Annotated in this window: 20 protein-coding genes; 3 read left to right on the top strand and 17 right to left on the bottom strand. The window is 66.4% G+C overall.

The genetic code is table 11. The features are described from left to right. The 15 genes from VFP86_05165 to hpt form a co-directional block, all read right to left on the bottom strand. Positions 1-297 (bottom strand): ABC transporter permease (locus VFP86_05165; GenBank protein ID HET8999015.1); only part of this gene is annotated, 297 nt, incomplete at its 3' end. 63 nt (positions 298-360) lie between these two features. Beyond that, a complete protein-coding gene (locus tag VFP86_05160; protein ID HET8999014.1) occupies positions 361-2,121 on the bottom strand; it encodes an ABC transporter substrate-binding protein in 1,761 nt (586 codons plus the stop codon). A gap of 110 nt (positions 2,122-2,231) precedes the next feature. Next, positions 2,232-3,266 carry a dipeptide ABC transporter ATP-binding protein gene (locus tag VFP86_05155; GenBank protein HET8999013.1) on the bottom strand — a complete coding sequence of 345 codons (1,035 nt, stop codon included), beginning with the start codon at positions 3,264-3,266 and terminating at the stop codon, positions 2,232-2,234. 30 nt (positions 3,267-3,296) lie between these two features. Further along, positions 3,297-4,340, bottom strand: coding sequence for an ABC transporter ATP-binding protein (locus VFP86_05150; GenBank protein ID HET8999012.1), 1,044 nt, complete (start codon positions 4,338-4,340; stop codon positions 3,297-3,299). Between the two features lie 155 nt (positions 4,341-4,495). After that, positions 4,496-5,410 carry an ABC transporter permease gene (locus tag VFP86_05145; protein ID HET8999011.1) on the bottom strand — a complete coding sequence of 305 codons (915 nt, stop codon included), beginning with the start codon at positions 5,408-5,410 and terminating at the stop codon, positions 4,496-4,498. Continuing rightward, positions 5,410-6,375, bottom strand: coding sequence for an ABC transporter permease (locus VFP86_05140; GenBank protein HET8999010.1), 966 nt, complete (start codon positions 6,373-6,375; stop codon positions 5,410-5,412). The genes VFP86_05145 and VFP86_05140 overlap by 1 nt, the downstream gene beginning before the upstream one ends. Positions 6,376-6,456: 81 nt before the next feature. Continuing rightward, the gene (locus tag VFP86_05135; GenBank protein ID HET8999009.1) at positions 6,457-8,136 is read right to left on the bottom strand and encodes a peptide ABC transporter substrate-binding protein; all 1,680 of its coding nucleotides are present in this window, start codon (positions 8,134-8,136) and stop codon (positions 6,457-6,459) included. A gap of 62 nt (positions 8,137-8,198) precedes the next feature. Then, positions 8,199-8,642 carry a hypothetical protein gene (locus VFP86_05130; GenBank protein ID HET8999008.1) on the bottom strand — a complete coding sequence of 148 codons (444 nt, stop codon included), beginning with the start codon at positions 8,640-8,642 and terminating at the stop codon, positions 8,199-8,201. 54 nt (positions 8,643-8,696) lie between these two features. After that, the gene (locus VFP86_05125) at positions 8,697-9,827 is read right to left on the bottom strand and encodes an ABC transporter permease (GenBank protein HET8999007.1); all 1,131 of its coding nucleotides are present in this window, start codon (positions 9,825-9,827) and stop codon (positions 8,697-8,699) included. 9 nt (positions 9,828-9,836) lie between these two features. Then, on the bottom strand, positions 9,837-10,811 hold the full coding sequence (locus VFP86_05120) for an ABC transporter permease (protein HET8999006.1): 975 nt from the start codon (positions 10,809-10,811) through the stop codon (positions 9,837-9,839). 21 nt (positions 10,812-10,832) lie between these two features. Next, on the bottom strand, positions 10,833-12,569 hold the full coding sequence (locus tag VFP86_05115; GenBank protein HET8999005.1) for an ABC transporter substrate-binding protein: 1,737 nt from the start codon (positions 12,567-12,569) through the stop codon (positions 10,833-10,835). Continuing rightward, positions 12,566-14,755 carry a UvrD-helicase domain-containing protein gene (locus VFP86_05110; protein ID HET8999004.1) on the bottom strand — a complete coding sequence of 730 codons (2,190 nt, stop codon included), beginning with the start codon at positions 14,753-14,755 and terminating at the stop codon, positions 12,566-12,568. Before VFP86_05110 ends, VFP86_05115 begins: the two co-directional genes overlap by 4 nt. Positions 14,756-14,789: 34 nt before the next feature. After that, entirely contained in the window at positions 14,790-16,340 is a 1,551-nt protein-coding gene (gene guaA, locus VFP86_05105) for a glutamine-hydrolyzing GMP synthase (GenBank protein HET8999003.1), read from the bottom strand. A gap of 65 nt (positions 16,341-16,405) precedes the next feature. Then, the gene (locus VFP86_05100) at positions 16,406-17,566 is read right to left on the bottom strand and encodes a GuaB3 family IMP dehydrogenase-related protein (GenBank protein ID HET8999002.1); all 1,161 of its coding nucleotides are present in this window, start codon (positions 17,564-17,566) and stop codon (positions 16,406-16,408) included. Positions 17,567-17,592: 26 nt separating this feature from the next. Then, positions 17,593-18,129: a hypoxanthine phosphoribosyltransferase gene (gene hpt, locus VFP86_05095; GenBank protein ID HET8999001.1), complete on the bottom strand. Its 537-nt coding sequence runs from the start codon at positions 18,127-18,129 to the stop codon at positions 17,593-17,595. Positions 18,130-18,379: 250 nt separating this feature from the next. Here hpt and VFP86_05090 point away from each other — a divergent pair, with 250 nt between their 5' ends. Next, positions 18,380-18,763: a hypothetical protein gene (locus VFP86_05090; GenBank protein ID HET8999000.1), complete on the top strand. Its 384-nt coding sequence runs from the start codon at positions 18,380-18,382 to the stop codon at positions 18,761-18,763. 15 nt (positions 18,764-18,778) lie between these two features. Here the strand turns inward: VFP86_05090 and pyrF are convergent, their stop codons facing one another. Next, the gene (gene pyrF, locus VFP86_05085; protein ID HET8998999.1) at positions 18,779-19,507 is read right to left on the bottom strand and encodes an orotidine-5'-phosphate decarboxylase; all 729 of its coding nucleotides are present in this window, start codon (positions 19,505-19,507) and stop codon (positions 18,779-18,781) included. Positions 19,508-19,573: 66 nt separating this feature from the next. Between pyrF and VFP86_05080 the strand changes: the two genes are divergently transcribed. Continuing rightward, positions 19,574-20,176, top strand: coding sequence for a hypothetical protein (locus tag VFP86_05080; GenBank protein HET8998998.1), 603 nt, complete (start codon positions 19,574-19,576; stop codon positions 20,174-20,176). An 83-nt stretch (positions 20,177-20,259) separates the two neighbouring features. Continuing rightward, a complete protein-coding gene (locus tag VFP86_05075) occupies positions 20,260-20,571 on the top strand; it encodes a hypothetical protein (protein ID HET8998997.1) in 312 nt (103 codons plus the stop codon). Positions 20,572-20,664: 93 nt separating this feature from the next. Here the strand turns inward: VFP86_05075 and VFP86_05070 are convergent, their stop codons facing one another. Then, positions 20,665-22,446, bottom strand: coding sequence for an S-layer homology domain-containing protein (locus VFP86_05070; GenBank protein ID HET8998996.1), 1,782 nt, complete (start codon positions 22,444-22,446; stop codon positions 20,665-20,667). Between the last annotated feature and the right edge of the window lie 234 nt (positions 22,447-22,680).

The raw sequence follows: 22,680 nt of genomic DNA, 5'->3' as shown, positions 1-22,680 counted from the left end.
GGTCGCGGGGAAGAACCCCCGGATGGCGTCGGCCACCGGCTCACGAGCGGTCTCGGACCACCCCAGGTCCCCGTGCAGCACCTGGCGGAGCCAGTCCCAGTACTGCACGTAGACCGGTTGGTCCAGATGATACTTCGTGATGATGTCCGGGAGTGCGTTGAGCTGCTTGGGATCGTGAATGTAGAGGCTTGCCCGCATCGCCGGCGTCAGAAACTGCAGCAGCGCGAAGATGAGCATCGAAACGCCGATGCCGACCAGCGGGAGGAGCAGAAGCCGCCGGATAATGAACGCGGTCATGTTCTAGACGTCATATACACTAGAGCGGGCCGGCCCAGCCGGGCCGGCCCGCTCCCACCACGCTTACCGCTTCGAGAGCGGGTAGTAATCCTCCCCGCCGTAGACGGTGTTCCAGTACCATCCGTGCACCCACGACCGCATCACCTTGAACGCCGTGGGCTGGGCGGCGTAGATCCCCGGCACGTCGTTGTAAGCGATCTGGGTCAGCTTCTTGTAGATTTCCTTGCGCTTGGCGGGATCGGCCGTGGCCGCGCCCTCCTGGACCAGCTTGTCGGCCTCGGGATTGTTGTAGCTGTTCCGTTGAGGGTAGTCGCCCTTGCTGGAGAGGAACGGCTGGGCGAAGTCGTCGGGGTCCGGATAGTCGACCGCCCAGCCCAACGCGTAGAGGGTTCCCTTGTGCTGATTCGTGGCCTGAAGGAAGGACGACCACTGCAGATTGCGGATATCGATCTTGAACTTGGGGTTCAGCGACTCCACCACATCTTTGATGAGCCGCGCCCCCACTTCACGAACCGTATTGCCCGTGTTAAAGGTCGTGGTGAACTTGAACCCGGCATCCCACAGCTTCCCGCCCCACGCCTCCTTGAATTCCGCGGTGGCCTTGGCTTTGTCAAACGTGTACTTGGGCAGACTGGAATCGTATCCAAGCAACCCCTGGATGATCGGGCCGTTGGGCTGGATCGCCTTGCTCCGGTAGCCGTCGCGGATAAACGTCTGGTAATCGAAGGCGTAGGCGAAGGCCTTGCGGACGTGGACGTCGGAGAAGAAATCAGGCGGGATGCCGTTGCCGTCCAGCTTCCCGGAACCGACGTCGGGGTTGCCGTTGGCATCGATCTTGAGGTTGAACTGCAGCACCTGGATCACGAGTTGGGGCAAGTCGTCACGGATCGCCACCCCGGCCATCCCCGCCACCTGACTCTGCTGTGGCCGGTCGACGGTGATGAGGTCGGCGTCACCCTGCTGCAGCTGAAGTCGACGGGTGGTGAACTCGGACACGCTGCGGATCACAACCCGGGCAAGCTTCGCCGGCGCGCGCCAGTAGGCGTCGTTCCGGACGAGGGTCACCTCTTTGCCCTGGCGATCCCATTGCTGGAGCTTGAACGGTCCGGTGCCGACCATGTGGTCGAACTCGTACCGATCTTGGAGCTTGGGGTTGTTGAACTTCTGCCAGGTCGCCGCGGTGCCGTCCCAGTCGCCGTTCTTTGTCGCCCACGCCTTGGGCATCACAAACGACCACGCCGCGATGATGCTGAGGAACGCGCCGTAGGGGCGCTTGAGGTGGAAGATCACGTTGTCGCCCTGAACGGCGACGGCCCGGGCCGCATCCTCGAAATTCACATCGATCTTCCCCTTGTCGCGCGTGCTCTCCTTGCCGACGAGCGGGCTCAGCAAGAGCCACGAGGGCCCACCATCACGGTCCTGCAGCATGAACCGGAGCGTCGAGTAGCGCACGTCCTCCGGCGTCATCGTCGACCCATCGTGGAATTTGACGCCTTTGCGGACCGGGAACGTGTACGTGAGGCCGTCTTTGCTGATCAACCCGTTGGCCAGACTCGGCACCTGCGTCGCCAGCCGCGGCACGTAACTGGACAAGACACTGCCGTCGTACCCGATCAGGGTCTCGTAGACGTTGGGATACACGATCTCGTAGCTGGTCGTATCGTACTGGTACGCGGGATCCAAACTCTCCGGGTCCCCGCTCCTCAGGGTCACGAACGTGTCCGGATTCTTCACGGACTGACCCGTGACCGGCGCGCCGGTCCCGAAGGCGAGCACCAGTAATAGACACACCAAGAGGAGCGCCCCTGCACGATGTTTCACCATTTCATCACCACCTTCTCGTCGAAAAGAGTTCGTGCATCGGCCCGTGACCTCGAGAAAACTTGACACCCCTCTCCAGTATAGGGTACGGAGGGGGGTGTCGGGCGGTTCATCTACTGCTTGACGGTCAGCCTCGGGAGCACCGCCGCCTTGCTGCGCTGCGTCTTGAACGGCTGGATGGGGCAGGCGAGGAAGTGCCCGCCGCCGATGTCGGCGAACGGCGGCTCATCGACCTTGCAACTGGCCTGAGCGTACAGGCACCGGGTGTGGAACCGGCACCCCGCCGGCGGGTTGACCGGACTGGGCACGTCGCCCGGCAGGATGATCCGCTCCCGGCGCATCTCCGGGTTCGGGATCGGCACCGCAGAGAGCAGCGCTTCGGTGTAGGGATGCTGGGGGTTGCTGAACAGTTCCTCGGTGTCCGCCAGCTCGACGATCTTTCCGAGATACATCACGGCGATCCGGTCGCTGATGTGCTTGACGACCGAGAGGTCGTGGGCGATGAAGAGGTAGGTCAGCCCGAACTCCTTCTGGAGCTCCTCCAGCAGGTTGAGCACCTGGGCCTGGATGCTCACGTCGAGCGCCGAGACCGGCTCGTCGGCGATGATCAGCTTCGGGTTCACCGCCAGCGCCCGCGCAATCCCGATGCGCTGCCGCTGCCCGCCGCTGAACTCGTGCGGGTATCGGTTGGCATGATACGGGGACAGGCCGACGACCTCGAGGAGCTCCTGGACGCGCCGGACCTTCTCTTTGCCGCGGGCCAGGTTGTGGATCTCCAGCGGCTCGCCGATAATGTCTCCGACGGTCATGCGGGGGTTGAGCGACGAGTACGGGTCCTGGAAGATGATCTGCATATCCCGGCGCAGCCGGCGCAGCTCCTCCTTGTGGAGCTTGAAGATGTCCCGCCCTTCGAACAGCGCCTCCCCCTGGGTCGGCTCCTGCAGACGGAGGATCACCCGGCCGGTGGTCGTCTTGCCGCACCCCGACTCGCCGACCAACCCCAGCGTCTCGCCCTTACGGATGAAGAAGCTGAGATCGTCCACCGCCTTGACGGCCCCCACCTGGCGCTGAAAGATAAAGCCTTTGGTGACCGGATAGTACTTGCGGAGGTTGCGTACCTCGAGCAGGATCTCGCCGTTCGTCGCCATCCGTCCCTCCCCCGCTGCGACCGAGTCGACCTACACCGCGCCGGTGCGCGTGGACGCCGCCAGCCCCGCCGCCTCGGCGGATTTCTTCTCTTTCTCGGTGGCCTTGTCGGAATAGAGGTAGCACTTGGCCGTGTGCCCGGTTCCCACGGGATAGTCGGGCGGATCCGCCTGCACGCAGACCTCCATCACAAAGGGGCACCGGGGCGCGAACGCGCACCCCGGCGGAAGGTCGATCAGGCTGGGCGGTTGCCCTTCGATCGGGATCAGGCGGTCCCGGCGCTCGTACAACTTGGGCACCGAGTGCAGCAGCCCCCAGGTGTAGGGGTGTTTGGGTTCATGGAACGTCTGCTTGACATCCGTGGCCTCGACCGGCCGGCCCGCGTACATGACGACGACGTTGTCGCACATCTCCGCGACCACGCCGAGGTTGTGCGTGATCATGACGATCGACGTCCCGAACTCGCGCTGCAACTCCCGCATCAGCTCGATGATCTGCGCCTGAATCGTCACGTCGAGGGCGGTAGTCGGCTCATCCGCGAGCAGCACCGAGGGGTTGCAGGACAGGGCCATCGCGATCATCACGCGCTGCCGCATCCCGCCGGAGAACTGGTGGGGATAGTCCTTGACCCGCTGGCGCGCGTCGGGCATCTTGACGCGATCGAGCATCTCGGCGGCGCGGACCCAGGCGGCCTTCTTGTCGAGTCTCTGGTGGAGCATCACTGCCTCGGCGATCTGTTCGCCGATCGTCAGGACGGGGTTGAGCGAGGTCATGGGCTCCTGGAAGACCATCGCGATCCGGTTGCCGCGGATCTTGCGCATCTCCTCGTCGGACAGCTTCAGGAGGTCGCGCCCTTCAAAGAGGATCTGTCCATCGACGATCTTGCCGGGTGGGGTTGGGATCAGCCGCATGATCGAGAGGGCATGCACGCTCTTGCCGCACCCCGACTCCCCTACGATCCCCAGGGTTTCGCCCCGATGGAGATCGTAGCTGAGGCCGTCGACGGCCCGGACGACCCCTTCATCGGTGAAGAATTGGGTCTTCAGATTGCGGACCGACAGCAGTGCCTCTGCCACCCGTTACCCCTCCCCCGGACCGGCCCCGACCGTGTTGCGAGACGGCGCTTGGAATCGGACCATTCCACCAGCCTCTTTCCAAATCCTCTCCCCCCTTGCGCGTCAGATCGCCCGGGGGGGGCATCCCGGGTCACCCCGGGTTCGGGCGCCTCCGGCTACAGCTTGAGCCTTGGGTCCAGCGCGTCGCGGAGCCCATCGCCCAAGAAATTGAAGCACAGCACGGTCAGGAAGATCATGACCCCAGGGTAGATCGCCAGCCGGGGGGCCGACAGGATGAAGTCCTGGGCGTTCTGGAGCATATTCCCCCATGACGGGACGGGGGGCTGGATACCGATCCCGAGGAAGGAGAGCGCCGCCTCCGTCAGGATCGCCCCGCCGACGATCAAGGTCGCGGCCACGATCACGGGGGCCAGAGCGTTGGGGACGAGGTGGCGAACGAGGATCCGGATGTCCGTCGCACCCAGCGCCCGGGCGGCGTCGGTGAACTCCTGGCCCTTGAGCTTGAGGACCTCTCCGCGCACCAGCCGGGCGACTCCCCGCCAGGCAAAGAGGCTGATCACAAAGACAATGCCGCCAACCGACCCGCCGAGGTATCGCGAGAGGATGATCAGGATCGGCAGTTCCGGGAGCGCGAGCCACACGTCGGTCATACGCATCAGCACGTTGTCCACGACCCCCCCATAGAACCCCGCGGTCGCCCCAACCACGATGCCGACCAGGGTCGCGACCGTGGCGGCCGAGAAACCGACAAGGAGGGAGACCCGGCCTGCATAGAGGAGCCTGGTGAAGACGTCGTGGCCGATCGTGTCGGTGCCGAGGAGGTGCGTCCACGACGGCGACCGCAGCCGGGCCGTGAGGTCAATGTCCTCGAACCGGTAAGGAGCGATCACCCCGGCGAGCAGTGTGATCAGGACGAGTACCAGGACGACCGCGGCGCCGCCAAGGGCCACCTTGTGATGGCGGAATCGCTGCCAGGCCAGCCCCCAGAAGCTCTGGCCGACTCCCTTGACGGCTTCGAGCCGCGATGCGGGAGAGATCGACGAGGACACCGCCGAGAGGGGACGCGCCATCAATCGTACCTGATCCGCGGATCCAGGACGCCGTAGGCGACATCAACCAGCAGGTTGGCGGCGACCACCATGATGGAGATGAACATGATGATCCCCTGCGCCACGGCATAGTCGCCGCCGAGTGTGGAGTCGACAAGCAGCTTGCCCACCCCCGGCCACGAAAATACCGTCTCGGTGAGCGGGGCCCCCGCAAGGACCCCGGGAATAGCGACGCCGAGGACCGTCACGAGCGGGATCAGGGCGTTGCGCAGCGCGTGGCGCCGGATGACCACCCGGCCGGGCAGCCCTTTCGCCTTCGCGGTGCGAACGAAATCCTGACGAACGACTTCCAGCATGCTGCTCCGCGTGTAGCGCGTGAAGCTCGCCATGAACACCAAGCCGAGCGCGAGAGTAGGCAGCGGAAGGTACTGCAACCGGTCGAGGATCATGGGGAGCCCGGGCGCCACCCCAGGGCTGTTGATGCCGCCCGGCGGCAGCAGGTGCCACGTCACGCCAAACACATAGATCAGCATGATCCCGAACCAGAAGACCGGGACGCTGACCCCAAAGAACGTGAACAGCGTGGCGCCGTAGTCGAGGGCGGAGTATTGATGAAGGGCGGAGTAGATCCCCACGGGGACGGCGACGGCCAGGGCGAGCACAAGCGCCCCGGCCGCGAGCGAGACGGTATTGCCGAGCCGGTCGAAGATCAGGGACGTGACCCGTTCCTTGTAGGTCCGGGACCACCCGAAATCGCCCTGGACGGCGCGCTCGAGCCATTTGACGTACCTGACGTGCACCGGCTCGTCCAGCCCATACACATGCTTGAGCCGGGCGACCTCGTCCGGCGTGATGTTCGGGACGCCGGAGATCAGAAGGTCCACCTGATCGCCGGGGGCGGCCAGCAGCAGCGCGAATACCACCACAGAGATCCCCAGGATGATGGGGATCATCTGCAGCACCCGGCGGATCACGTACTGGTGCACATTGACACCGCGCCGAGCATCCCGCGCCTCTCGAGCCCCACGGCGGTCAGGCTATCGTGAGCGTGCGGCCGTCCCGCCGTCCTACTGGGCCCACGCCCACTGGAACACGTTCCAGGTCACCGGGCTCTGGCCCAGTCCGGTCGGCTTCCAGTTCTGAAATCCCTTTTTGACCGAGGTGACGTCCACCCGGAAGTACAGCGGGAGCACCGGCACCTCGTCGGCCAGAATCGCCTGACTCCGCTTGAGCATCGTCACGCGCTTGGCCTGATCCAGTTCGGTAGGGATGGTGTGGCAGAGCTTGTCCATCTCCCCGTTGCTGAATCCGGCGAAGTTCTGGCCATTGTACGCGTTCTGAGCCGATGGGATGTTCTCGGTCGTGTAGAGCGTCTCACAGTCGGTGACAGGGCTGAAGAGCCACGAATACATCGCCATGTCGAACTCGCGGTGGCGGGTCGTCTCCCCGAAGAAGACGCGCGCCGGCTGGTTCGTGACCTTGAGGTCCACGCCGACCTTCCGCCACTGGCTTTGCAGTACCTGCTCCACGTCTTCTCGGACCCGGTTCCCGGCGGTCGTGCCGATCGTGACGGTGAACCGTTCGCCCTGCGCGTTCTTGAGAACGCCGTCCGGGCCGGGCGTCCACCCGGCCTCGGTGAAGAGCGCCTTCGCCTTGTCTGGATTGTAGCTGTACTTCACGAGGGAGGTATCGAACCCGTAGTGCTTTGGCGGCAGGTACGAGTCCGCGACCGGCTGCTTGGCCTGGAAGAGCGTCTGGACGAGCGCCTGGCGGTCGATCGCGTAGAGGAGCGCCTGACGCACGCGCTTGTCCTTGAGCTTCGGGTTGTTGAGGTTCAGGTCGACGTGCTCCCAGATCAATCCGGGAGTGTAGAGCACCTGTTCCGCCAAGTGCCGCTGGGTGACCTGCTGATCGAGCTGCGTCCCCTGGTCAAACGAGATGCCGTTGGGGCTGATCCCGTCGATGGAGCCGGAGAGCATGTTGGCGACGAGTGTGTTCGTATCGGTGATCACCCGCCACACGATCCGCTTGACCTTGGGCTTCTCGAGCGCGTAGTTGGGGTCCGCCTCGGCGACGATGGAGCTGCCCTTCTGCCAGGACACGATTTGGTACGGGCCGTTCGTGGTCGTGGCCTTGGGGTCGTTGCCGAAGGTGAGCTTATCGAGCCCGCCGGGATTGTTGTGGTAGTCCCGCTCGAGGAGATGTCGCGGCCAGGGACCATATTGGATGATCCCGGTGTTCGCGTACGCATAGTGTTCGTTGTACGTCACGACCAGCGTGTCGGGACTGGGAGCGAACACGTTCTCGACGCGCTTCTCGAAGTTCCGGCTGATCACCGGCACCTTGTCGTTCATGATCGCCCGATGGGTGAAGACAAAATCCTCCGCGTCCACCGGTACTCCATCGTGCCACTTCAATGGCCGAAGGTGCCAGGTCAACTGCATCTTGCCCCCGGGAAGCAGCTTCCACAACCCGTTTTCCAACGTCGGCACTTCTTTGGCTTGGATCGGAACAAGCTTCCACTGGTCCGACCAGCGGACGCCCCCCGCCCAGAGCGCCTGCTGGATCTCGCCGCTGACGGCGAGGCTCCCGCCTAAGCCGGGAACTAAGGTGTCCGGCTCCTGGGAGATCCCGATCACCACCTCATCCCTCGGCGCGGCCGCCTGGATGGGCGCCGCGGGCCACCCGACGGCCGCGAGCATCGCGATTGCGAACAGCACTGCCCACGTCCGCTTCGCTCTCCTCACGATCCACCCCCTCGCCTGGGAATCAGGCGCACTACCTTCGTGCCGTTCCCGAGCCAGCCCTCCTAGGGGAGAGCCGGGGCATATTCGACTTTGTAGTCCTTGTACGCGTCCGCCGGTGCGCCACTCACGGTGGCTAGGAGCCGGCCTCCATGGTATAACTGCGCGACGGCCGTGCCGATCTCCGGGTCGTTGTACAGCACCAACTGTACGACCAGCCGGCCCTCGGTGGCCAGGTACTGGCGATTCAGCGCGGCGGTGTGCGTCGGATCATAGTACTTCGATTGGAACTTCACCGTCACTGTGCCGGAAGGCGGGTCGTAAGTCGCCCGGGGACGGCTGTCCTGCCCCGAGATGCTGACCACCGCGCCGCGCGCTCGGGTGGCCGGGTCCCGGGTCACCCCCTGCGGCACGTCCGGGGTGATCGCCCCCTGCTGGACCTGCGAGATCCTGAGATACAGCAGCGAGCCGCCGCCAACCGCCACGGCCAGGGCAATGGTCGCGAGCACGACGGTCGGACCCAAGGTCCTGGAACGGCTGACCCGTGGTGGCCGGCCCGGCATCTACGTCGACCGCTGGCGGGGATCGAGGGCGTCGCGGACGCCGTCCCCGAGGAAGTTGTAGGCCATGATCACGACGACGATCGCCAGCCCGGGCAGGAGCAACCATGGAAACTGCGTGAAGACGTCGACGCTCTGCGCCTGCGCTAGGAGCAGTCCCCAACTCGTGCTCGGCTCCTGCACGCCCACCCCCAGATACGACAGCCCGCTCTCTCCCAGGATGACGCCCGGGATCGTCAACGTCGCCGCCACGATGACATACGAGATCGTATTGGGAAGCACGTGCCTTACGATGACCCGCAGATCGCTCAGGCCGGAGGCCCGCGCCGCCAGGACGAACTCCATGTCGCGGAGGCTGAGCACGAGCCCGCGGATGATGCGCGCCAGGCCGCCCCACCCCACCAGGCTGAACACCCCGGCGATCATGACGAGCCTGGCCCCGCTGCTGAGGGTCGCCGGCAGCACCGACGCCAACGTGAGGAGGAGGTAGAAGGTGGGAAACGAGGCGAGGACCTCCACCGACCGCATAATGGCGTTGTCGACGAGCCCCCCGTAGTAGCCGGCGATCCCCCCCATGAGCAGGCCGATCGGAAACGTGATGAGCACGACCAGGACCCCGATCATGAGCGAGACGCGGCTGCCGAACAACATCCGGGAGAGCAGGTCCCGCCCGAACTGGTCGGTACCCAGGAGAAAGAGCTGCGCCGGGGCGTCGACCCCCATCACGTGGACGTCGGCCGGAATGAACCACAGCAGCCGGTACGGGAAGCCGCGGACGAAGAAGTGGATGTCATACGTCCGCGACGTGTCCGGGCCGTAGATGCGGAGGTCTCGATCGACGAGCCGGTACGCGTACACGAACGGCCGCGCATGGAGATGGCCCCGCCCGTCGACCAGGTGGATGCCGACGGGGGGCGCGTAAAAGAGGCTCCGCTCGCTGTAGTCCAACGCATACGGCGCCAGGAACTCGGCCAGCAGCATCACGGAATACACGACGACCAGGGCCGCGCCGCTCACCAGCGCGAGCTTGTAGCGCTTGAGCTGGCGCCAGGCGAGCTGCAGCGGCGTGCGGGCGCGCGCGGCCTCCCGTTGACGCTGCTCCGCCAGGCGCGCGGCGGCGAGGTCGTGAGCCATCAGCGGGCATCAATCATATCTGATCCGTGGATCGACAAAGGCGAGCAGAACGTCGGCGGTAAGGTTCCCCAGGATCAGCAGCACGCTCCCCATGAGGAGGCTGCCCATCACGACGAACACGTCCTTCTTCAGCACGGCTTCCAGCACGAGACGTCCCAGCCCGGGGTAGCCGAGGATATTCTCGACAAACGCGGCGCCGCTCAGCAGGCCCCCCAGCTCGAACCCGAAGAGGGTCACGAGCGGGTTGATGGCATTCCGCACGGCGTGCCGGAAGATCACCCGGCGCTCGGACACACCCTTCGACCGCGCGGTCTTGACGTAGTCGGCCCTGAGGACGTCGAGCAGGTTGTTGCGCATGTACCGCATCAATCCCCCGACGGAGAACACCCCGAGCGCGATCGTCGGCAGGACCAAATGCCGCGCGACGTCGAGGACCTTGGCCCCCCACGATAGCCCGTCGTAGTTCACGCTGGTCAATCCCTGCAGGGGCAGCACGTGGCTCCAGAACGCCGCGTAGAGGAGGAGGAGCGCGCTGAAGAAGCTCGGGACGGAGATAGCGACGAACGCCCCCGCGCTCAGGAGTCCGTCCGTCACCGAGTACTGGTGCACGGCCGAATAGATGCCGAGCGGGATCGCGATCGACCACGCGGCCACGAGCGACGTCACCGACAGCAAGAGGGTGTTGAGCGCCCGCGTCCCGATCAGCCAGGTCACAGGGACCTGATAGGCAAACGACAGACCTAAATCGAGATGGAGGATGTTCCAGAGCCAGCGCAGATACTGAATCCACGGCGGCTGGTCCATCCCGAACCGGGCGCGCAGCCCGGCGATCGTGGCCGGGCTGATCTGCGGGTACTGCAGCACCAGCGACTGGAAATAATCTCCGGACCCGGGGGCCAGCTGGATCGCCGCCCAGGATACGAAGGTGATCCCGATGAGCAAGGGACCCAGGAGGATCAGGCGGCGGGCAATGTAGCGAATCATGGGCCGGGCGCCCTACTCCGTCTAGGGCTTGATATAGATCACCGGGAAGTTCCAGAACGGCCCGCCGAACGCGGTATACTTGATGTTCCCAAACTTGTTGCGCACCGCGACATACGAGGTCGGAATCGTAGTATAGGCAAACGGGACCTGCTCGGCGACGATCGTCTGGTACTTGTCGTAGTACCCCTTTCGCCGGTTCTGGTCGACGGTGGTGGCCGCCAGGTTGAACAGCCGGTCGATCTCCCCCTCCCAGGGGGTGGCGGGGTTCGGCTCCTTGGGGTTCCACATGTGCAGGCTGCCGGAGGACTTCCAGACGTTCTGGCCGTTGTGCGGCTCGATCCCGCCGGTCAGCCCAAGCACGATCGCTTCCCACTTGAAGGATTCCACGAGCTTGTTCACCAGCGTGTTGAACGCCTCGGGCGCGAGCGTCACCTTCATCCCGAGTTTGCTGAGATCCTGGCGGATGATGTTGCCGATCGCCACCCGGTCCTGGTTGTCGGCATTCGTGCTGATGACGAACTCCACGGGGTGGCCGTCGGCGTCGCGCAGCACCCCGTCGGCCCCTTTCTTGAAACCACCCTCCGCGAGCGTCGCCGTGGCTGTGTCGAGGTTGTAGGGATACTGCTTCACCTTGGGGTTGTAAAAGAACTTGTCGGCCGGGCTCTCCGGACCGTACTGCGGGATGGCGTGGCCGGCGTACACCTGGTCCGTGATCGCGTCACGGTCTACCGCGTACGCGACACCCTGGCGAAACTTCTGGTTCTGGAACCACCGGAGCTTGTACTCCGGCAGACCGGCCCGAGGGTTCTGGTTGAAGCTGAGAAACTCGGTCCCGAAGCTGGGACCGCCATCGTACACGGTATAGCCGCCTGTCTTCTCACCTCGCTTGAACTCCGCGTACTCCCGAGGCCGGATGCCGTACGAGTCGGTCTGTCCCCCCTGAAAGAGCAGCCGATGCGCGTTCTGGTCGGGGACGATGGTGAGCACGAGCCTCTGGATATACGGGAGCCGGTGCCCCTGGAGATCGACCTTCCAGTAGTTGCCGTTACGAAGGTACATGATCCGCTGAGCGGGTTTGTACTCGGTCATGACGTACGCGCCCGTCCCGACGAGCTCTTTGGGAGGCGTGTTGACGCCCCACGTCTGGTTGAACTTCCCGGAGGTGTATGCCGCCTCGAGTTTGTGCCGCGGCAGGATGCCGATCCCGATCGACCGGAGAAACGGCCCGAAGGGCTCGGCGGTGCGGAACTGCACGGTCTGATCGTTGACCTTCGTGACGGCGATAGGCTTCCCGGCGACGGTAAGCACGTCTTGAAGACTGTTGGGGATCTTCTTGTCGTAGATCACCTTGAACGTGAAGACGACATCGTCTGCGGTCATCGGGGCGCCGTCGCTCCATTTCAATCCCTTGCGCAGCACAAATGTCCAGGTGCGCCCGTCCGGGCTCGTGGTCCACGACTCTGCGAGCGCGGGCTCGGTCGCGGTCGTCTCGCCGTTATCCTCGACGAGCCCATCGAACAACCCCCCCAACGGCCCCGTCGAGGAGGTCTCCTGGGCCAGGATCGGGTTGAACGTGCGGGGATCGGCGACCTGGGCGTCGAGGAATGTCCCGCCGAACCGGCCGGGCTCGCCAAGCATGACCTTGGGATTGGGAAGGTCGGGGAGGCTCGCATGCGGCGGTCCTGGAGGCGCCGCGCCGACCTGGGGGGGGACCATCAACAGAGCGGTCACCAGGCTCAGTACGATCGTTGTGTTCACCGTCCATGGCCTCCTTGGGAATCCCGCACGACCTCGAGCGGAGCGTAGCCCAGCGCCAGCCGCTTGGTCCCGACGCCGTCGAACCGCACGGTAATGATCGCCCGCGGACCCTCGCCGTCCATCTCGAGGACCCGCCCCGCCCCAAAGGTCTTGTGCCGCACGTGATCGCCGACCGCGATCTCGGGCACCGGCCCGCGTTCCTCCGTCCAATCGTTCACCGCGGTCTTGGCCGTGACCGCGCGCGCGAGCAGGTTCTCGGGGATCTCGGCAAGGAACCGAGACGGAAGGCTCGGGCGGGCCGTGCCAAACGCCGCCCGCTGGCGCGCGTAGGTGAGGATCAACCGCCGCTTTGCCCGGGTCATCCCCACGTAACAGAGCCGGCGCTCCTCCTCGATGCCGGCCTCTTCTTCAATGGAACGCACGTGGGGAAAGAGCCCCTCCTCGAGGCCGGCCAGCACGACGACGGGAAACTCCAACCCTTTGGCGCTGTGCAGCGTCATCAACGTGACCCGGTCCGCGCGGTCCTCCCATGTATCTACGTCCGTGACGAGCGCCAGGTGCTGGAGAAACGCTTCGAGCGTGGACTCCCCGACCGTCACCTCGACCTCCTCCGCCACCGCGCCCAGCTCGTCGAGGTTCTCGATGCGGGCGTAGGCCTCGTCGGTCCCCTCCGCCTCGAGCATCCGCCGGTATCCCGTGGCGTCGATCGCCTGGGCGAGGGTCTCTCGGGCGGAGTGGTCCGTGGCGTACCGTACCAGACCTTCGACCACGCCGGCGAACTCGGCAAGCGCGCGGCGCGCCTGCGGCCCCACCCCGGCGTCCTCCCCCCGGCGAAGGGTGTCCCAGAGCCCGAGCCCCGCCTGCTTCCCCCACGCCTCCAGCCGCCGCAGCGTCCCGTCGCCGATGCCGCGCCGCGGGACGTTGACGATGCGGCGGAGGCTCGCCTCGTCGGCCTGATTGTAGACGAAGCGGAGGTAGGCCAGCATATCCTTGACCTCGGCGCGCTCGTAGAACCGGAGGGCCCCGACGATCTGATAGGGGATCCCCAGCCGCAAGAACATCTCTTCGAATTGACGGGACTGGGCGTTCGTCCGGTAGAGAATCGCGAGGTCGCCGGCGTGTCCTCCCGCCGACCGGTGGGCGCGCGCGACCTCGCCGGTGTACCGGGCCTCATCGTAGCCGTCGAACGCCTCGAACAAGGCGACCGGCTCGCCCTCCTCGTTCTCCGTCCACAGCACCTTGGTATGCCGGTGCGGGTTGTGGCGGACCAGCGCCGAGGCGGCCTCGAGGATGCGCCGGGTAGACCGGTAATTCTGCTCCAACTTGATGACCCGGGCGTCCGGATAGTCCCGCTCGAACTCGAGGATGTTGCGCACGTCCGCACCGCGCCACCGGTAGATCGCCTGATCGTCGTCGCCGACCACGCACACGTTTCGGTGGCGCGCCGCAAGCACGCTCAGCAGCGCATACTGCGCGTGGTTGGTGTCCTGGTACTCGTCTACGAGGATGTGGCGGAACCGGTCCTGATACTCGGCGAGTGTCTGGGGGTGCTCGCGAAAGAGGATCACGGTCCGCATGAGCAGATCGTCGAAGTCGAGCGCGTGGCACTCGTCCAATCGCCGCTGGTAGGCGGCGTACAGCTTCGCGATCACCTCATCCCGGAACGTCTCGGCGCGCGCCGCGACGGCGACGTGGTCGAGCAGTTCGTTTTTGGCGCGCCCGATGGCGGCGAGGACCGCGATCGGAGGGAACTGCCGGTCGTCGACGTGGAGCGCCGCGGTCACCTCGCGGACGAGCGCCCGCTGGTCGTCTGTGTCGTAGATGAGGAACCGGGGATCGATCCCGATGGGCGCCCCCGACCGGCGGAGGATGCGGCTGCAGGTGGCGTGAAAGGTCCCCATCCATACCGCCCGCGCGATCGGCCGGCCCACCAGCCGCTCGACGCGCTCGCGCATCTCCCCCGCGGCCTTGTTGGTGAACGTCACGGCGAGGATCCGCTGCGGCGCCACACTGCGCTCCCGAATCAGCGCGGCGATCCGGTAGGTCAACACCCTGGTCTTCCCGGAACCGGCTCCGGCCAGCACCAGCAGCGGCCCGTCGCCGTGATGGACCGCATCGCGCTGGACCGCGTTGAGAAGCGCATCGATCTCGGGGATCGGCCCCGTGGCAGGCGCAGACGACTCCACGGCGCCTCCTTGTGCGGTTACTCCCACCCTGCGGTTACTCCCACTCTATTGTAGCAGGAGGCTTGCTGCTGATATCGTACACGACCCGGCTGCAGCCTTCGACCTCTCCGGTGATGCGGTTGCTGATTGTCTCGAGAAGTTCCGAGGGGAGCCGCGCCCAGTCCGCGGTCATCCCGTCATCGCTCGTGACGGCGCGGACGGCGACGACGTTGCCGTAGGTCCGGGCGTCGCCCGCGACCCCGACGGTGTGGACCGGCAGGAGGACGGCAAACGCCTGCCAGAGTTCCCGGCCGAGGCCGCTGCGGCGGATCTCCTCAGTGACGATCGCGTCCGCGTTCCTAAGCAATGCGAGCCGCTCCTCGGTGACTTCGCCCAGCACGCGGATGGCCAGGCCGGGGCCGGGAAACGGGTGCCGCCACACCATCTCCTCCGGAAGCCCAAGCTGGCGGGCCACGAGACGCACCTCATCTTTGAACAAGGTCCGCAGGGGCTCGACCAGCCGAAAGGGCATCACCGCCGGCAGCCCCCCCACGTTGTGGTGCGTCTTGATGCGGGCCGCCGTCCGGGTCCCGCTCTCGATCACGTCCGGGTACAGGGTCCCCTGCACGAGGACGTCCGGCCGGCCCAGCCGGGCGGCCTCCTCGGCGAACACGGTGATGAACTCGTTGCCGATCAGGCTCCGCTTTTGTTCGGGATCCACCACGTCCCGCAGCCGGGCGAGAAACCGCCGTCGCGCATCCACGTGCACGAGCGTCGCGCCGAAATGGTCGCGAAACACCGCCCCGACCTGTTCCGCCTCGCCCCGACGCAGCAGCCCGTGATCGACGAAGACGCAGGTCAATCGATCGCCGATCGCCCGGAACGCCAGCCCGGCCGCGGCCGCGGAGTCCACGCCCCCGGACAGGGCGCAGATCGCCCGGCCGTCGCCGATCTGCGTCTGGATCTCTCCCACCGCCTGCTCCACAAAGGAGGTCATGGACCACGACCCGGCGCAGCCGCACACGTGATACAGGAAGTTGCGCAGGACGTCGGTCCCCCACGGCGTGTGCGACACCTCGGGGTGAAACTGCAGACCGTACAGGCGGCGCGTGGGGTCGGCCACGGCCGCATGCGCGCTGTGGTCCGAGTGGGCGAGGGTCTCAAACCCCGGCGGGAGATGCAGGACGGAGTCGCCGTGGCTCATCCAGCACAGCAGGCGGCGCTCCAGGCCGCCGAACAATCCGGCCGTCCCCTCGGCCTCGTCCACGAACAGTCGGGTGCGCCCGTACTCGCGCCGCGCCGACGGGCCGGTCCGCCCCCCCAGGTCGTGCGCCATCAGCTGCATGCCGTAACAGATCCCCAACGTCGGGACCCCGGCGGCGAACAATCGAGGATCGCACCGCGGCGCGCCCGGATCGTAGACGCTCGCGGGTCCACCCGACAGGATGATGCCTTTCGGGCGGAGCGCAAGCAGCTCGGCCAGCGGGGTGTCGAACGGGAGGATGAGGCTGTACACCCGCAGTTCTCGCACGCGCCGGGCGATCAACTGGCTGTACTGCGCGCCAAAATCCAGGACGACGATGAGCTCGTCTACGGAACGGGGCACGTCCCCGGCGAGGGTCTCGCGGAGGTGTCCCAACGGCCGGGGACCTTCCGCGAGCGTCCGGCTCGTCACGCGCGCCCTTGCCCGACCCGCTGCGCGATCTGCAGGGTTTTCCCCTCTGTGGCGAGCGACGGGGCGATGATGATCTCCGCCTGCTGCATCTGGCGAAGGGTTCGCGCGCCGCACATCCCCATCGCGGTTCGCAACGCCTCGACGAGATTCTGAGACCCGTCGTCGACGCGGGCCGGGCCGAATAAGATGTCCGGGAGGGCGCCGGTCGTGGCCACCCGCACCCGCGTGCCGCGCGGCAGCGCCGCGTGCGGCGTCGCCATTCCCCAGTGGAACCCGCGGCCGGGGGCCTCTTCGGCCCGCGCGAACAGACTGCCGAGCATCACCGCGTCCGCGCCGCACGCGATGGCCTTGGCGATGTCGCCTCCGACCGTGATCCCGCCGTCGGCGACCACCGGGACGTACCGTCCGGTGCGGCGCTCGAACTCGGCACGGGCCGCGGCGACATCCACGATCGCCGTGGCCTGCGGAACGCCGACGCCCAGCACTTTCCGGCTGGTGCACGCCGCGCCCGGGCCCACCCCGACGAACAGGGCGGCGACGCCGGCCTCCAGCAGTTGGAGCGCCGCCTCGTAGGAGACGCAGTTTCCCGCCATGACCGGAATCTCGATCTGCGCGGTCAACTCTCTGAGGGACAGGGCCTGCCCCCGCTCGCTCCGGTGCTGCTCGGTGATCACGGTGGACTGGACCAGCAGAAACGCCGCGCCGGATGCAGCCGCGATCGGCCCGAGGCGGTCGGCCGCCCCCGGCGTGACCGACACCACGGGGATCCCGCCGCCATCGCGGATCTCCATGATCCGGCGCTCGACGAGTTCGTCCTTGACGGATTCTCGATAGACGTCTTGCATCAGGCCGACCACGCGGTCGGGAGTAGCCTCCGTGAGCCGGTCGAGCGCGTCCCGCGGGTCCGCGTAGCGCGTCTGGATCCCCTCCAGATTGAGGACCGCCATCCCGCCCAGCCGGGAGAGCGCGATCGCGAACGGCACGTCCACGACGCTGTCCATCGCGGACGCGACGATCGGCAGGGCAAACGTGCGGGTCCCCACGCGCCACGACAGATCGACATCGCTCGGATCAACGGTCGCGGACCCTGGGACAAGCGCGATCTCGTCGAACCCGTAGGTCCGCCGAGCCGCACGCCCTTTGCCGATGAACTCCACTTGGGTCACCTCCGTGTGCCGCGCTCTTACTGGTACACCTCAGGCCGGAGCACGCAGATAAATGGAAGGTTCCGGTAGAGCCCGCCGTAGTCCAGCCCGTACCCCACCACGAACTTGTCGGGAATCTCGAAACCTCGGTAGTCGATGGGAACGTGGCGCCGCCGCCGGCTGATCTTGTCGAGGAGCGCGCACACGCGCAGGCTCGCCGGATATCGGGCCTTGAGCGTTTCGAGCAGATAGTCCATGGTGTACCCGGTGTCGATGATGTCGTCGACGATCAACACGTGCCGGCCTTCGATCGATTGGTCCAGATCCTTGAGGATGCGGACGATCCCCGAACTCTCCGCCCCGGTGCCGTACGAGCTCGTGGCGATGAAGTCGAGGAGGCAAGGGACGGTGATCTGGCGGATCAAGTCCGAGAGAAAGATCGAGGCGCCCTTGAGAATGCCAACGAGGAGCGGGGTCTTGCTGTCGTAGTCCGTGCTGATCTGCCGGCCGAGATCCGCGATCCGAGCCCGAAGCTCGTCCTCGCGGATCAACACTTCGGCGACGTCGTCCTGCAATCCCACTCGGCGGTGGTCCTCCCTGCGCGACCGGGCGGCGATGGGCCCGGGTAATTGAAGGCATTATAGTATGGACCCTCGAACGTGTCAAACGCAGCGCGGCGCGGGCCGCGCGCCGTCGCGTTCGGATGTATTCGAGTAAACGCCGCCGCGTTCGCGCGCCCCCGAGCACGCGCGGGACGTCTCGCCTCGCTCAGGAACCCGCATCCCGCTGTGCTCGTATAGTGGTGTGTAGTCGGAGGTGATGGAGATGCGACGAATCGCGATCCTCGTCGGCGTGATCGTGTTCGGTGCAAGCGTGGCCGCCTCGGCCGCCGTCGTGACGCTCGATCAGTGGCACCAGTTCTTCGCAAACCGGGATGGGTACAGTCAGGGCTTTCGCGCGGGCTACGCCGCGGGCATCGCCGACGTCGCCAACGCGGCGTACGGCAACCCGGGCCTCATTACGTCCAATGCGCAACAGTGCACCCAGCGCCTGGCGCTCCCGAGGCTGGCGCAGATCTCCGACGCGGCGCTGCAGCAGTGGCTGGGCAGCAAGGGGACACGTGTAACGGCCGCCGTGCAGATCCTCGGCGCGTATAACACCTGCTCAACCACGACCCCGGGCCGGGACGCGGGCGACAGCCAAAAGTAACCTGGGGCGGCCGCCTCAGACCTGCGCGAGCGCCATCTCGCGGAGCACCGCTTCCGCGGCGCGCAGCGGATCGGGGGCGCGGGTGATCGGCCGGCCGATCACGAGCAGGTCGGCGCCCGATGCGATCGCGGCGCCGGGCGTCGCGACCCGGCGCTGGTCATCGCGGCCGGCGCCCGCGGGACGGACGCCCGGGCAGACGATCAAAAACCCCGGCCCGCACGCGGCCCGGATCGCCGCCGCATCGCTGGGAGACGCCACGACGCCTCCGAGCCCGGCTTCGCGCGCGAGCCGCGCGAGACGCAGCGCCGCCTCCGGCGGGGTGCCCCGCATCCCGACCTCGTCCAACACCGATGCGTCCCCACTCGTCAGCACCGTCACGGCGATGACCGTCGGTGCGCGGCCACCGGTCGAGGTGACGCTCCGCTCGGCCGCCTCTTGGGCGGCGCAGAGCATCGCGCGCCCACCGGAGGCGTGGACGTTCACGAGGTCCACGCCGAGGCGGGCGGCGGCGGCGACCGCTCCCGCAACGGTCGCGGGAATGTCGTGGAACTTGAGATCGAGGAAGACGCGGCCCCGCCGGCGCAGCGCGGTCACGGCCGCGGGCCCGGCCGCCGTGAAGAGCTCCGAGCCCACCTTGAACCATCGGACGATCCCGGACAGCCGCTCGGCGACGGCGTCCGCCTCTTCGAGCGAGGGCGAATCGAGGGCCACGATGAGGCGGTCGCGCGGATCCACCGGGGTCATCCTCCTCGGCACCCTGTTATGTCCATGATACACGGACGGACAATACTGTAAACGGGAGGTGCGGCAGTGACGACGCCATTGTCTCGACGCTGGGGCGCCCTCGTGGTCATCGGCGCGATCGCCGCGATCCTCCACGGTCACGCGACCGCGGCCGCCCCGGCCCGGACGGTCGGCGTGGTGGAGTTCTATGCCCTCTCGCCACTGACTCCGTTTGAGGGGGGCGTGCCCGAGGAGTACGCGGCCGACGACGCGTCCAGAATCCTCCCCCGGATCGCCGGCGACCAGTTCGCGGTGATTCCGCGCGGCACCATGCGGCAGGCCGAGAGCGCATTGGGATGGCGTCCCTGGGACGTGCTGTCCTACGCCCGCCTCGGCCGGCTCGCCGGGCGGGTGGGCGCGGATGACCTGGTCGTAGGCTGGATCCGCCTCCTGCACCTCGACACAGAGGGCCCCGGGATCGGCAGGCTGCGCTTTGGCCGGCCGCTGAGCGGCTCCGCCAACGTCCTGCTCCAGATCTTCGACGCACGAGGGGGCCGCATCGCGGCCGAAGCGCCGGGCGACGGCTATACGATCGGTCAAGTCCGGACCTTCGTGGCGGAGGAGGTGCTTCACCAAGCGACGGCCCAGGCGCTGCCCCGGCTCTTCGCCAAACTGGCGTCCGCGCCGTAAGGCGGCGGCGCGGCGGGCCCCCGGTTGCGCGGGCTCGCCGGTCGTGGGTATACTGAGGACGTGCGACGAGGAGGTGCCATCTGATGAAGCTCCGGACCCTGCAGGCGCTCTTGTTCGTGTTGATGCTCTCCCTGCTTGCCGCTGATTTCTCGGTGGGATGCGGCCAGGGGTACGTATACGGGCCGGTGACGCAGAAATTCACGCGGGGGGGAGACAGTGGCGACACGTGGGTCATCGCGGTGAGCGGCACCCCCTACGAAGTGCCCCAGGGGTTCTACAGCAGAGTGGAACTTGGGGACACGGTGAAGTACGCCGGCAAGCAATGGCAGATCGTCAAGACCGCCAAGGGCGTAACCCCCGCGCCCGAGCCATCGGCCCCGGGAAAGACCTACTGACGATCGCACGGATCGAGCGATACGGGCGATACGCGAAGCGGCCCCCGGTCTCCCGGGGGCCGCTTCCGACTGTACTGCGCCGCGCGATTCGAGCTAGAAGCTGTAGTCGACCTGCGCGCGGTACGTGTTCTGCTGGTCGATGCCCGCTATCTGGAGATCACGGTACTTGAGCGTGATCTTGGCATTGGGCGCGAACGCGTAAGAGACCCCAGCCGCCCACGTTTGGAACGACTGGCTGTTCGAGACGCTGTTCCCAGTCAGGTAGTTGAAGTAGACGGTCACACCCTGAATGGGCTGGACGCTGATGTTCCCGGTAAAGCCCTGCGCGTTTCCGGGATAGAGCACATCGTAGAAGTCGCCCGTGATGTCGGCCTCAGCTCCGCCGTACGGTGGGTAGAAGTTCACCCCGTAGTAGGCGTAGCCGGTCGTCAGCACGATGTTGCAGCAGATGCCCACGAGGGTGCTGATGTTCCACGAGATGGAGGCGTTGGCCCCGACATCGCCACCGGGGGCGACTCCGCCTAGGACCAACCCGCTCGTGTCGTTCCACTGCGCCCCCTCGATGTCGAGGTGGATCCCAGGGAACGCATCCCACGAGATGTAGGCGCCGAAGCCGTTGCCGGCAGCGGGGCAGTTAATGCCGCCTGTCCCAATGGTTCCGGTGGCCGGACACCGCGGCGTGGCTGGGTTGAGCGAGCCGCCGCCCGGGCCGTAGAGGTGGAACATGGTGCCGAACGGCGACGGGCTGGTAAACGGCGCGCCCCCGGTATTCGCGATGCTGTTGCCGACATAGTAGCCGCCTACCCGGAGGCCCTGGATGATCTGGATGTTGGCGTCGACGCCGTACGCGTCCTCGCCGCTCGGGTAGGTGAGCGAGCCGATGTTGCCGCTGATCCGAATCGCCACGGCCTGGATCTGAAGGTCAGCTAGGCTGGCGAAGTGGAGCGCGACCCGGAGGCCGTCGGCGACGTTAACCCCGCTGTCGAACGTGGAATCTTCCCAGGTGTCCCCGTTGTTATTCAACAGGAGACCGAAAGGGCCGAACTGGATCGGGTAGCACCCACCGCCGCACGGCGTGTCGTTGCCGAACCGGCCGAGCCAGATCTCCGTGGTCCCCTGAGCCCAGCTGGGCTTCCAGTCGATGAAGGCGGTGTCGACGCTGGCGAACGCGCCCTGCTGAGGCTGGCCGTTCTGTCCAAGGCCGAAGCCGTCGTTGCTGCTGTTGAAGAACTGGTAGCCCTGCGCGCTCTGCAGTCCGAGGATAAAGTGGATGTCGGGCGCCACGCTACCATCGAAGCCGAGCTTGAACTCGTACCGGGGCCGGTTGCCCCGGGGCAGGGTAGTCGCCGCGGTGACGCTCGTCCGCGGGTTTGCGTTGCCCGGGATGGGACCCGCAACCGGGAAGGTCGTCTGGCCGGAGGCAAACTGGTTCAGGTCATAACGGAACCGGAAGCCACCCGTGATCCGGACGTTGTCGAGCTTGGCCTTGATCGCGTTCAGCTCTTCCTCGACTGCGGTCAGCCGAACGTTCTTCGCGGCCAGCTCCGCCCGGAACTCGTTCACCAGGCGGAGGATCATATCGATATCCGCCTTGGTGACTTCGGGCTTCGGCGGCGGCGGCGGGGTCGGGATCTGAATGCTCTCGATCCTCGCCAGAAGCCGCGCGACCACCATCGCCATCTCGTACCGTGTCATCGCCCGATCGCCCTTGAAGGTCCCGTCGGGGTAACCCTCGACGAGGCCCTTCGCCGCCAGCTCAGCGATCGCATCGTACGCCCAGTGGTTCGTGGGCGTGTCCGCGAACGGCTGCGCAAAGGCGGGGGAGATCGTAGCGAACACGAGCATCACGGCGACTGCAATCGCCATCTGTCTCATGTCGCGATTCCCCCTTGCGTGTGTGATGTCGGGCGGTGTTGGGGGGTCGCGGAGGCGCGAGTGTCCGTGTTTTCTCCACGCCCTGCTTCCCCTTACGATCGCCCGCGTGCTACCGTCCTCCGGGTCTCACCCTGCCGTGCCTTCCCTCCTTTCCGGGCGACTCCCGACTACGGCCGATGGCCGTCGGAACGGAAAACACCAGCCGAACTTTTAGGGAGCTGCGAACTCTTTGAC

The organism is bacterium (assembly GCA_035703895.1).
Classification (GTDB): Bacteria; Sysuimicrobiota; Sysuimicrobiia; order Sysuimicrobiales; family Segetimicrobiaceae; genus Segetimicrobium.
The sequence above is the reverse complement of the archived record's forward strand: the minus strand, read 5'-3'. Positions and strand labels throughout refer to the sequence as shown.

Coding starts and splice junctions, on each gene's coding strand:
- VFP86_05125 (HET8999007.1), bottom strand. CDS start 9,827: ATGGCTCACGACCTCGCCGCCGCGCGCCTGGCGGAGCAGCGTCAACGG.
- VFP86_05145 (HET8999011.1), bottom strand. CDS start 5,410: ATGGCGCGTCCCCTCTCGGCGGTGTCCTCGTCGATCTCTCCCGCATCG.
- VFP86_05120 (HET8999006.1), bottom strand. CDS start 10,811: ATGATTCGCTACATTGCCCGCCGCCTGATCCTCCTGGGTCCCTTGCTC.
- VFP86_05155 (HET8999013.1), bottom strand. CDS start 3,266: ATGGCGACGAACGGCGAGATCCTGCTCGAGGTACGCAACCTCCGCAAG.
- VFP86_05090 (HET8999000.1), top strand. CDS start 18,380: ATGCGACGAATCGCGATCCTCGTCGGCGTGATCGTGTTCGGTGCAAGC.
- VFP86_05075 (HET8998997.1), top strand. CDS start 20,260: ATGAAGCTCCGGACCCTGCAGGCGCTCTTGTTCGTGTTGATGCTCTCC.
- pyrF (HET8998999.1), bottom strand. CDS start 19,507: ATGACCCCGGTGGATCCGCGCGACCGCCTCATCGTGGCCCTCGATTCG.
- VFP86_05070 (HET8998996.1), bottom strand. CDS start 22,446: ATGAGACAGATGGCGATTGCAGTCGCCGTGATGCTCGTGTTCGCTACG.
- VFP86_05160 (HET8999014.1), bottom strand. CDS start 2,121: ATGGTGAAACATCGTGCAGGGGCGCTCCTCTTGGTGTGTCTATTACTG.